The sequence below is a fragment of the Pseudomonas sp. A0308 genome, from assembly GCF_044218815.1.
Lineage (GTDB): Bacteria > Pseudomonadota > Gammaproteobacteria > Pseudomonadales > Pseudomonadaceae > Aquipseudomonas > Aquipseudomonas iridis.
On sequence record NZ_CP162581.1, the window covers coordinates 6,208,440 to 6,219,851 of the forward strand.

An 11,412-nucleotide genomic window follows, 5' to 3' on the forward strand; every position below is an offset into this window, starting at 1 on the left:
GGTGGACACAACATTTGTGAACGACCGAAAGCCCTGTGGGAACTGGCTTGCCAGCGATGGCCGCGACGCGGTGCAAGCTGGAAACCGATTATGCCTAGCCCGGATGCGCCGCCGCCAACAGCTCTTTGGTATACGGGTGCTGCGGCGAATCGAACACCTCATGACTCGCGCCACGTTCGACGACTTTACCGTCCTTGATCACGATCATGTCGTGGGCCAGAGCGCGGACGACGGCCAGGTCATGGCTGATAAACAGATAAGTCAGACCATGTTTTTCCTGCAGGTCACGGAGCAGGGCGACCACTTGTTTCTGCACCGTGCGATCGAGTGCCGAGGTCGGCTCGTCGAGCAGAATCAGCGCCGGTTTCAGCACCAGTGCCCGGGCGATGGCGATACGTTGGCGCTGGCCACCGGAAAACTCGTGGGGATAGCGATGACGGCTGTCCGGGTCGAGTCCGACTTCCTTGAGTACGCGGATCACTTGTGCATCGCATTCGTCGGCGGTGGATTCGCAATGCACTTCCAGGCCTTCGCTGATGATCTGCGCTACCGACATCCGAGGGCTGAGGCTGCCGAACGGATCCTGAAACACCACCTGCATCTGCCGGCGCCACGGTCGCAGTTGTTTCTGATTAAGGCCATCGAGCGCTGTGCCTTGAAAACGAATGCTGCCTTGCGAATCGAGCAAACGCAGAATTGCCTGACCCAGCGTCGACTTGCCCGAACCGGATTCGCCAACAATGCCCAAGGTCTTGCCGCGCTGAATGTTCAGGCTGATGCCGTCCACTGCGCGCAGGTACTGTTTGCGCTGAAACAGCCCGCCACCGACGACGAATTCCACTCGCAGATCATCGACCTCCAGGACGTTTTCGCGCTCATCCCGGGGCAATGCTTCGCCATCAGGCTCGGCGTTGAGCAGCACGCAGCTGTAAGGATGCTTCGGCTCGGTGAACAGCGTTTCGCAGGGCGCCTGCTCGACAATCTCGCCGGCCTTCATCACGCAGACGCGCTGGGCGATGCTGCGCACCAGGTTGAGGTCGTGGCTGATCAGCAGCAGCGACATGCCCAACCGCTGTTGCAGGGATTTGAGCAGCAGCAGGATCTTGCGCTGCACGGTGACATCGAGGGCGGTGGTTGGCTCATCGGCGATCAGCAACTCCGGTTCGCAGGCCAGCGCCATGGCAATCATCACCCGTTGACGTTGGCCGCCGGACAACTGATGCGGATAGGCCTTGAGCCGCTCTTTGGGTTTCTGGATGCCCACCAGTCCGAGCAGCTCGAGGATGCGTTTTTGCGCCTCTTTGCCACCGAGGCCACGGTGCAGCAACAGCGTTTCGCCGATCTGCTTTTCGATGGTGTGCAGCGGATTGAGCGAGGTCATCGGCTCCTGAAAGATCATCGCGATGCGATTGCCGCGCAGTTCACGCAGGACCTTCGGATCGGAGCCGACCAGTTCCTGCCCGCGATAGCGAATGCTGCCGCTGGTGTGCGCGTCGCTTTCGGGGAGCAATTGCAGGATCGAATGCGCTGTGACCGATTTGCCCGAGCCGGACTCGCCGACCAGTGCCAGGCATTCACCGGGGCGAATATCCAGGCACAAGTCGCGCACCACGGTCTGACCATGGAAGGCGACGTTCAGATTACGGATTTCAATCAGGTTGTCAGTCATGGTCACGCTTCAGGATCGGGGGTCGAACGCGTCACGTAACGCTTCGCCGATGAACACTAATAAGGAAAGGATCAGCGCCAGCGTGAAAAACGCCGTCAGTCCGAGCCACGGTGCCTGCAAGTTCTGCTTGCCCTGGCCAATCAACTCGCCCAGCGAGGCACTGCCGGCGGGCATGCCGAAACCCAGGAAGTCCAGCGCGGTGAGGGTGGAAATCGCTCCGGTCAGAATGAACGGCAGGTAGCTTAACGTCGCATTCATGGCGTTGGGCAGGATGTGCCGGACAATCACTTTGCGGTCAGTCAAACCCAGGGCGCGCGCGGCTTTGACGTATTCCAGATTGCGTCCGCGCAGGAACTCGGCACGCACCACGTCGACCAATGCCAGCCATGAAAACAGCGCCATGATCCCCAGCAGCCACCAGAAATTCGGTTCGACGAAACCGGAGAGGATGATCAGCAGATACAGCACCGGCAACCCGGACCATACCTCCAGCAAACGTTGCCCGAGCAGATCGACCCAGCCGCCGTAATAGCCTTGCAGCGCGCCCGCCGCGATGCCGATCAGCGCGCTGACAAACGTCAGCATCAGCGCAAACAGAATCGAAACCCGCGCGCCGAAGATCACCCGCGCCAACACATCCCGCGACTGGTCATCGGTGCCGAGCCAGTTGACTGCCGTGGGTGGGCTGGGCGCCGGTTTGTTGAGATCGTAATTGGGTGTGTCGTCACTGAACGGGATGGGCGGAAACAGCAGCCAGCCACCGTCCTTGCGGATCAGGTTCTGCACGTATTCGCTGCGGTAATCGGCCTGGAAGGGTAACTGCCCGCCGAACTCCTGTTCGGTGTGCCGTTTGAATACCGGGAAGTACCACTGGCCCTGATAGCTGACCATCAACGGTTTGTCATTGGCGATCAGTTCACCGCCTAACGTCACGACGAACAGTGCGATAAACAACCACAACGACCACCAGCCCCGGCGGTTTTTCTTGAAACGCTCGAAGCGGCGACGCCCCAGTGGCGAGAGCTTGAACATCAGGCGTTCCTCGCGGCGAAGTCGATGCGCGGATCGACGAGGGTGTAACACAGATCGCCAATCAGTTTTATCAGCAAACCGAACAGGGTGAAGATGAACAGCGAGCCGAACACGACCGGATAGTCTCGGGAAACCGCCGCTTCGTAGCTCATGCGGCCGAGGCCGTCGAGGGAGAAGATCACTTCGATCAGCAGGGAGCCGGCGAAGAACACACTGATAAAGGCTTGAGGAATGCCCGACACCACCAGCAACATCGCGTTGCGGAACACGTGGCCATACAGCACTCGACGCTCACTCAAGCCTTTGGCTCGCGCAGTGACCACGTATTGGCGGGTGATTTCGTTGAGGAACGAGTTCTTGGTAAGAATCGTCAGTGTCGCGAATCCACCGATCACCAGCGCAGTGACCGGCAACACCAGATGCCAGAAGTAGTCGGCGATCTTGCCAATGGTCGACAGCGATTCGAAGTTGTCCGAGACCAGACCTCGCACCGGAAACCAGTTCAGCGAGGTGCCGCCGGCAAACACCACGATCAGGAACATCGCGAACAGGAACGCCGGCATCGCGTAGCCAATAATGATTGCCGTGCTGCTCCAGATATCGAAATGGCTGCCATGATGCACGGCTTTGCGGATGCCCAGTGGAATCGACACCAGATAAGTGATCAGCGTGGCCCACAGCCCGAGCGAGATGGTCACCGGCATTTTTTCCAGGATCAGGTCAGTGACCGTCGCGCCACGAAAGAAGCTTTTACCGAAGTCCAGTTGCGCGTAGTTCTTCAGCATCAGCCACAGCCGTTCATGGGCCGGTTTGTCGAAACCGTACTGTTTTTCGATGTCCTTGATCAGTTGCGGGTCGAGACCACGGCTGGCGCGTGATGTACCGCTCATGGTCTCGCCCGAACCACCGCCGACATTCGTCCCGCCAATGCCCTGCAAGTGCGCGATCGCCTGCTCGACCGGGCCGCCCGGCGCGGCTTGAATGATGACGAAATTGACCAGCAGAATGATCACCAGTGTCGGAATGATCAGCAGCAGACGCCGCAGTATGTAACCCCACATCAGCGAGGTCCTCCGGGTCTGCCGCGCGTGATTTTCTCGGCGGTCATCTGTTGATTGGTCAGCGGCGTACGGCTGATTTCCCACCAGCTCTCGATGGCCTCGTCATTGCTTGCCTGAACCGACGGAATGCCGAAACGGTTCCACCAGACCGTCGAACTGCCCGGCGGGTAGTAGTTGGGAATCCAGTAGTAATTCCATTGCAGCACGCGGTCCAGCGCATGGGCGTAGTGCAGCATGTCGGGTTTGGTCGAGGCGCGGATCAGGCCGTTGATCAACGTGTCCACTGCCGGGTTTTTCAACACCATGTAATTGTTGGCGCCAGGGTCGTTGGCGGCCGACGAGCCGAAATAGTTGAGCAGTTCGCCACCCGGCGACGTAGTGACCGGATAGCCAGTGACGATCATGTCGTAGTCGCGGCTCATCAAGCGGTTGACGTACTGCGAGGCGTCGATGCGGCGGATGTTAAGGTCGATGCCGATCTGTTTCAGCGTGCGCTTGTAGGGCAGTAACAGGCGATCGATGCCGTTCTGGCTGACCAGAAAGGTAAAACTCAGCGGCTCGCCTTCGGCATTCACCAGTTGATCGCCGTCAGGCTTCCAGCCGGCCTGCTCAAGCAAAGCGAGGGCTTGCAATTGCTTGTCGCGGATCAGGCCGCTGCCATCGGTTTTCGGCGCCTCGAAGACTTTTGTGAAGACCTCGTCGGGAATCTGTCCACGCAATGGCTCAAGGATTTTCAGCTCTTGTGCATCGGGTAACTCCCGCGCCGCCAGATCCGAATTGGAAAAGTAACTTTGCTGGCGGATGTACAGGTTGCGCATCATCTGCCGGTTGCTCCACTCGAAATCCCACAACATGGCCAGTGCCTGACGCACGCGTCGATCCTGGAACGTCGGTTTCTGCAGGTTGAACACAAATCCCTGGGCCGATTGCGGCGCCTCGGTGGCCAGATGGGCTTTTTGCAGACGCCCGTCGCTCAGGGCAGGGCTGTCATAACCAATCGAGTAGCCAGTGGCTGAAAACTCGCGGTTGTAGTCATAGGCGCCACCGCGCAGCACCTGGCGTGCGACGTCGGTGTCGCCGAAATACTCGATGCTGAAATGGTCAAAGTTGTACAAGCCGCGGCTGACCGGCAGATCCTTGCCCCACCAATCGGGATTGCGCTCGAACGTGATACTCCGTCCCGAGTCAACCTTGCCGACCCGATAAGGGCCGCTGCCCAGTGGCGGTTCATAACCACCACCGCCGGCAAAATCGCGACGCTTCCACCAATGTTCGGGAAACACCGGCAGGGTCGCGATATCCAGTGGCAAGGTACGGTTTTCATCGCTTTTGAAATCGAAGCGCACGGTCAGCGGTGCTTCGACTTCAACGCCTTTGACGTCGGCGAACTGCGTGCGATAGCGCAAGCTGCCTTGGGTCATCAACAAATCGTAGGTGTAACGCACGTCTTCGGCGGTGATCGGCTTGCCGTCGGCGAAGCGGGCCTTGGGGTTGATGAAAAATCGTAGCGACAGGCCGTCGTCCGAGCGCTCCATTTTTTGCGCGACCAGGCCGTAGACGGTGTAGGGCTCGTCCATCGAACGCTGTGCCAGCGGTGAGTACAGCATGCCGTCGATCTGGCTGACGCCTATGCCTTTGTCTATATAAGGAAGGATATGGTCAAAGTGACCGATTTCGAGCGCCGAGCGGCGCATCGTTCCGCCCTTTGGGGCCTGCGGGTTGGCGTAGTCGAAGTGACTGAAGCCTGCGGGGTACTTGGCGGGTTCGCCATACACGGTCAACGCATGTTGCGGTGCAGCGTTCACACCAGCGACGCCCGACAGCAGGGCGAGGGCGGTAAGCATCAATGTTGGGAAAACCAGTCGCATTGTCAGCCTTGGAACCGGGTAATCGATAAGCGCAAGTTGTACGCGAGAGGCGCGTCAGTCGCCAGCCGTATGTGTAACTGAAACACAACGGCCCACCAAAAGGCGGGCCGTTGTATAGCAATCAGACGAAGGATCAGTCCTGACGGCTGGTGACTTCCAGCAGGTGATAACCGAACTGGGTTTTCACCGGGCCTTGCACGACGTTGATCGGCGCGCTGAAGACCACGGTATCGAATTCCTTGACCATCTGGCCAGGACCGAACGAACCCAGATCACCGCCCTGACGGCTGGATGGGCAGGTGGAATTGGCCTTCGCGACTTCGGCGAAATCAGCGCCGCCTTCGATCTGGGCCTTGAGTTCGTTGCACTTGTCTTCGCTGGCAACAAGGATGTGGCGGGCAGTGGCTTTAGCCATGGGGAAACTCTCCAATCTATTTCAGTAAAGTGTGGAGCCTACCGGAATCAGTGGCCGAATTCTCGGCAAAGTTCCGTGGGATTGTCGACTGTCTGATCACAGATTCGCTGCTTTCAGGCGCGCGGCATGCTCTACGTAAAGACTAATCGGGTCGAGCTGACTGGGTAATCCGTTGGCAGGACGGCGCAAGGTGCTCAGGTGGTCCAGCGGATAGTCAGACCGGATCACTTGCCCCAGGTGGGAACTGAAGCGTCCTACGAAACCGTCATTTTGTTGTCCCTCTGTCATGAAATATTGCGACAGCGCCCGATGAACGCCTTGAATCGGATCGAGACTGGGCAGACCGTTTGCAGGCAGCACTCCGCTCCAGGAGTAATAGTGCACGCCATTGACCTTTCCGGGGCCGTCGCCGCCCCAAGTGCTGGGCAAGCCCTGTGAAAATTTGTCGTTGAAAGCGCCAACCCCCTCGGTGGTCAGCGCATTGAGCGCCGCCAGCGCGTTCTGCGGCAGGTTGACGCTACCGCTGAGCAATGAAAGGAAATCGCCAAACAGCGTTGCAATGTTGTGCGCGACCAGTTCCGGCAATTGCCCTGGAACCAGAGCTTTGCGCAGGAAGTCAGCCAGTTCCGAACCGTGGTTTGGACCACTGACCGACGTCACCGAAGCGACGGCGTGCGGAGCAAGCGCCGCTGCATATCTTGCAGTCAGTGCGCCCTGGCTGTGGCCGATGAGGTTGACTTTGCTGGCACCTGTGCCTCGCAGGACACGATCAATCTGCGCCAGCAACTGCTCGCCCCTCATTTCATTATTGTGGGTAGCGGAGAGGTGGGGAACAAAGACCCTGTTTTCAGCGGTTTTCAGCGCCTCCTTGACGTCATGAAACAGCTCGAAATGGCCAATACGCTCGAATCCGAACAGGCCGTGTACCAGAAGGATGGGATAACGAGTTACAGCATTCCGTTGCATGTTCTTACCTTTCTTCGCAGAAGTTCATTGGGGAATCTGTGGGCCACTCTAAAACACACAACTCGTTGAAGAGGTACGAAGAGGCTTCAATTGACCGGTGAATCTGGACTAGTAGTCGTGGGAGTTTTCGGCAGCAGTTGAAGCCTAAATCGGAAGCTCTGGCCGTCCCCCGCAGGAAGCAGCTCGATTTTGTGTAAGTTGCCTACCGGTTCCATAGCTTTTGCGCCATGGATGCGGCGAATTCGGCTGATAGCGAGAGCGCCTGCAAACGCGTTCAATGTTGACTGTCGACGCCGTCAATGAAGACAGCGTTTTGTCCAAGGAATGGAATTGCGAATGAACACGCATGAGATCGAGTTTTGCTACCGGATGCGCCACCCTGCCAGCGCCAGCAAGACAGTTGAATTGTTGCCAGCAGTAACGCTCGATGCGCTGGAGGGCACCGTCCTCGACCCCTCGCAAAGCAAGGTCGTCGTCCGTATCGCCCCGTATTCGGGCATGGCCAGTGGTGATCAACTGCTGTTGAGCTGGGACGGCCTGGATATCGAGGGTTATGCCTATCAGCATGAAATGGTGCGCTTCGTCAGCGACGCTCAGGTTGGCAAAGACGTCATTTTCGTTATCAAGGGCATGCACGTCGCGGCTTTGGATGGCGGCTCGCTGGAGGTCCGCTGGACACTCTTCAGCGCAGCATTGTCCGAGCCCGCATTGTCTGCGCGCCTGCAATTGTCCGTGGGGGATACGCGGACGCAATTGCTTGCGCCGCATGTCGAGGGTGCAAGTGGCGGGACGCTGGACCCGGCGCGTGTCACTGAAGGCGTACTCATCACGCTTCAGCCATACGCCCGCATGGCTGCAGGCGATCAGGTTTTGTTGTTGTGGTCTGGCGACGCATCCCCGCTGTCGTTCAGCGATCGATTGAAGGTCGAAACCTTCGCAGTCTCCGATGTCCTGTCATTTTGGGTCGCGCCTGAATACATCGCGGCGCATCTTGGTGGCGAGGTCTCGGTGCGCTACCGAATCGAGCAGGCGGGTGGGGTTGTGCGCGAATCCGAGCCCGCGCGAATACTCATCACGCCGTTGCTGCTCGGTGAGCTGGATGCGCCTGATGTACTGGAAGCTGAGGACGGTGTGCTACTGACAGAGGATTCGATCGATGGCGTCACTGTGGTGATCGGCAATGCCCAAACGCAAGAAGGTGAGCTGGTCTACCTCAAGTGCGACGGTGCATATTTCAATCATCGGGATGACCGCGAAATCACCCGGGAAACCGCAGGCAAACCGCTGATTTTCATCGTTCCACAGCGCTTCTGGCGTGAGCATCTTGGGTCGACTGTTTCTGTTGCCTACACCGTCGAGCGTCTGGACGACGTCAGTCAGGCGTCTGCGGTAACGCTGGTGCGGGTCGAGGCGTAGTTGCGACTCGCTTCGCCCTCCGGTTTTTTTTAAAAACCGGAGGGCAGGTCTAGATATCAGCCTCTGGCTTGCGTGCCAAGGCGCTGAGCCGCATCGAGCAGCAGTTGCTCGGTTGCGCTGAAACCCAGGCAGCCATCGGTGATCGAGACACCGTATTGCAGCGATGCGCTCAGTGGCTGACAGCCTTCGAACAGATGCGACTCCAGCATCATGCCAATCAACGAGCGATCGCCCTGCAAGCGCTGTTCAAGCACTTCGTTGAACACGCCTGGTTGGCGCAATGGATCCTTGCCACTGTTGGCGTGACTGCAGTCGACCATAATCCGGCTCGGGATCTTCAGGCGGATCAGTTCGGCGTGAATCCGTGCCACGCTCTCGCGATCATGATTCGGCCCCTGATGGCCTCCGCGCAACACCAGATGGGTGTCAACGTTGCCGGGTGTCTGAATGATGGCCGGGTGTCCCTGACTGTCGACGCCGAAATGCCGATGGGGATGGGCTGCCGAACGCATGGCGTCGACGGCAACGGTCGCACCACCGTCGGTGCCGTTCTTGAAGCCCACCGGCATGCTCAAGCCGCTGGCCATTTCGCGATGGATTTGCGATTCAGTGGTGCGTGCACCGATGGCAACCCAGCTCAGCAGATCGTCGAAGTAGCCGGCGGCCATCGGTTGCAACAGTTCGGTCGCCACCGGCAAACCCAGTCGGATCATTTCCAGCATCAGCTCGCGCGACAGTGCCAGGCCACCGGCCATGTCGTCACTGCCATCCAGATGCGGGTCGTAGGCCAGACCTTTCCAGCCGACAGTGGTGCGCGGTTTTTCGACGTAGGCACGCATCACCAGAAGCATTTCGTCGCTGACTTGTTCAGCCAGTCGAGCGAGCTTGCCTGCGTATTCAAGGGCGGACTGAGGGTCGTGGATTGAGCAGGGTCCGACAATTACCAGCAGGCGCTGGTCTTCGCCGTTGAGGATCGCGCGAACCGCCTGGCGGTGGGCGGCGACCTGGCGGCTCAAGGCATGGCTCAATGGCAATTGCTGCTTGAGTTGCAACGAGCTCGGCAGACGCAGGGTCAGGGCTTCGTTGGCGCAAGTATGGGTGGACAATGGCAGTGCAGAAATGGACGAGTTCATATTCGGTCTTCCTGGGCAGGCGGCGGGTGCTTCCCGCTCGCTCGGCCCTACTGGGGTGTTCGACAATTGGCCGTATTGGCTACGTGTTCGGGTTTGCCACCTGTAGGTGACCGATCGGAGGCGGCAGGCTGTCCCGAGCGGAGGCTGGTAAATCGCCAGGCGCTAAAGCTGTCGTAACGGTAATAAGTGGCGTAGTTCATTTGATGAATCCTCAAAGTGTCTGGTGTGTGGCTGAAAAGTTTGTGGCCTGAAAAAACAAAACCCCCGGTCGGGAAGCCGACCGGGGGTTGAGAAATCTCTGGTAGGCGACCCGTTTACTTGGGCGCCGTGTGGGTATCAGGCGCGCCAGTGGCTAAACCAATACCCAAAATAAAAGCTGACCGGAGCGCAAACGTCATTCGCCCGGGCAGCCGCGACCGAGCGCAGGGCGCTGGCGGTGTGAAGCTGTGAGAGAGCGTTGAACATGGTCTGTCTCCAATTAATGCGCCGAGCTTACTAGAGGCCAATACACCTCAGCAATCAGAAAATGCTATCGAGCCGCCAGTGAAACACCTATTGCTTGAGTGCAGCATGCGTTGTGACACACTTCGCTTTTACCCGCAGATGGCAGGGGCGGGTGAGTCCGCTGATGGAGGCAAAATGAGATTTCGTATGTGTCGGGCGACACCTGAAGACTTGGTTTTTGCCCGCGCGCTCACCTGTCAGAACATGCTGCATTACTACATTCATCATGAGCTGTTGTGGCAGGACGAGGCGTTCGACGTGGCATGGTCGGGGCGTGAAAACTGGTTGATAGTGCTTGATGATGTGCCGGCAGGTTTTTTCAGTCTGAGTCGGGATGCGCGGGCGCTGTATATTCGTGAACTGCAAATGGCTGAAGCCTTTCAGGGGCAGGGCGCAGGATCCTGGGCTATCGACCAGATTATCGGCATGGCCCGGCATGAAAGGCGCCCGGCGTTACGCCTGACGGTGTTCGAAAATAATCCGGCAAAAAAATTGTATGAGAGAAAAGGACTACACGTACAAGGCGAGGACGAGTGTTTCCTGCGAATGCAGCTCGATATCAGTACACCTGTGCTCTGAAACCCACGGCCGGCAAGCCCTGAATGATCGTTTGAAACTTTTTAAATGACGCTTGCCGCTAGGTCTGCCGGGCACTTTTTGCTAAGGTGTCCCGCATCCCAATATGACCATATCGCGAGGTGTCTGCTTGATTAGGGTGCTGGTGGTCGATGACCATGATCTCGTTCGTACGGGCATTACACGGATGCTGGCCGATATTGATGGCTTGCAGGTGGTTGGCCAGGCCGAGTCCGGGGAAGAATCCCTGATCAAGGCCCGAGAGTTGAAACCCGATGTGGTTCTGATGGACGTCAAGATGCCTGGCATCGGCGGGCTTGAGGCCACGCGCAAACTGCTGCGCAGTCATCCGGACATCAAGGTGGTCGCGGTTACGGTGTGTGAAGAGGATCCTTTTCCTACCCGGTTGCTGCAGGCTGGTGCTGCGGGATATCTCACCAAGGGCGCCGGGTTGCCGGAAATGGTACAGGCCATTCGGCTGGTCTTCGCCGGGCAGCGCTATATCAGCCCGCAGATTGCCCAGCAATTGGCGATCAAGTCCTTCCAGCCGTCCAATGACTCACCTTTCGATGCCTTGTCCGAGCGCGAAATCCAGATCGCATTGATGATTGTCGGCTGTCAGAAGGTTCAGATCATTTCCGACAAGTTGTGCCTCTCACCGAAAACCGTGAACACCTATCGCTACCGTATTTTCGAGAAGCTTTCGATCAGCAGCGACGTCGAGCTGACACTTTTGGCGGTTCGTCACGGAATGGTTGATGCCAGCCTCTGA

Annotated in this window: 10 protein-coding genes; 3 read left to right on the plus strand and 7 right to left on the minus strand. The window is 58.2% G+C overall.

The genetic code is table 11. The annotated features are described in order from the left end of the window. Positions 1-94 precede the first annotated feature (94 nt). The 6 genes from AB4P92_RS28620 to AB4P92_RS28645 all read right to left on the minus strand — a co-directional run bounded on the left by AB4P92_RS28620 (position 95) and on the right by AB4P92_RS28645 (position 7,011). Positions 95-1,669 carry an ABC transporter ATP-binding protein gene (locus tag AB4P92_RS28620; RefSeq protein WP_395598561.1) on the minus strand — a complete coding sequence of 525 codons (1,575 nt, stop codon included), beginning with the start codon at positions 1,667-1,669 and terminating at the stop codon, positions 95-97. A 9-nt stretch (positions 1,670-1,678) separates the two neighbouring features. Next, on the minus strand, positions 1,679-2,701 hold the full coding sequence (locus AB4P92_RS28625) for an ABC transporter permease (protein WP_047301488.1): 1,023 nt from the start codon (positions 2,699-2,701) through the stop codon (positions 1,679-1,681). Beyond that, a complete protein-coding gene (locus AB4P92_RS28630) occupies positions 2,701-3,762 on the minus strand; it encodes a microcin C ABC transporter permease YejB (protein ID WP_042559380.1) in 1,062 nt (353 codons plus the stop codon). Before AB4P92_RS28630 ends, AB4P92_RS28625 begins: the two co-directional genes overlap by 1 nt. Then, complete coding sequence (locus tag AB4P92_RS28635; protein ID WP_395598562.1) at positions 3,762-5,630, minus strand: extracellular solute-binding protein; 1,869 nt, start codon at positions 5,628-5,630, stop codon at positions 3,762-3,764. The genes AB4P92_RS28630 and AB4P92_RS28635 overlap by 1 nt, the downstream gene beginning before the upstream one ends. Before the next feature lie 133 nt (positions 5,631-5,763). Then, positions 5,764-6,045 carry a peptidylprolyl isomerase gene (locus AB4P92_RS28640; protein ID WP_003445034.1) on the minus strand — a complete coding sequence of 94 codons (282 nt, stop codon included), beginning with the start codon at positions 6,043-6,045 and terminating at the stop codon, positions 5,764-5,766. Positions 6,046-6,141: 96 nt separating this feature from the next. Beyond that, entirely contained in the window at positions 6,142-7,011 is an 870-nt protein-coding gene (locus AB4P92_RS28645) for a triacylglycerol lipase (RefSeq protein WP_047301482.1), read from the minus strand. A gap of 336 nt (positions 7,012-7,347) precedes the next feature. On the opposite strand from AB4P92_RS28645, the gene AB4P92_RS28650 reads away from it, so the two are divergent. Then, complete coding sequence (locus tag AB4P92_RS28650) at positions 7,348-8,427, plus strand: hypothetical protein (protein ID WP_261735763.1); 1,080 nt, start codon at positions 7,348-7,350, stop codon at positions 8,425-8,427. Between the two features lie 56 nt (positions 8,428-8,483). Here the strand turns inward: AB4P92_RS28650 and AB4P92_RS28655 are convergent, their stop codons facing one another. Then, a complete protein-coding gene (locus AB4P92_RS28655; RefSeq protein WP_042559376.1) occupies positions 8,484-9,560 on the minus strand; it encodes a 3-deoxy-7-phosphoheptulonate synthase in 1,077 nt (358 codons plus the stop codon). Positions 9,561-10,199: 639 nt separating this feature from the next. Here AB4P92_RS28655 and AB4P92_RS28660 point away from each other — a divergent pair. Both AB4P92_RS28660 and uvrY read left to right on the plus strand, forming a co-directional pair. Then, entirely contained in the window at positions 10,200-10,643 is a 444-nt protein-coding gene (locus tag AB4P92_RS28660) for an N-acetyltransferase (protein WP_200615266.1), read from the plus strand. A 127-nt stretch (positions 10,644-10,770) separates the two neighbouring features. After that, the gene (gene uvrY, locus AB4P92_RS28665) at positions 10,771-11,412 is read left to right on the plus strand and encodes a UvrY/SirA/GacA family response regulator transcription factor (protein ID WP_016984198.1); all 642 of its coding nucleotides are present in this window, start codon (positions 10,771-10,773) and stop codon (positions 11,410-11,412) included.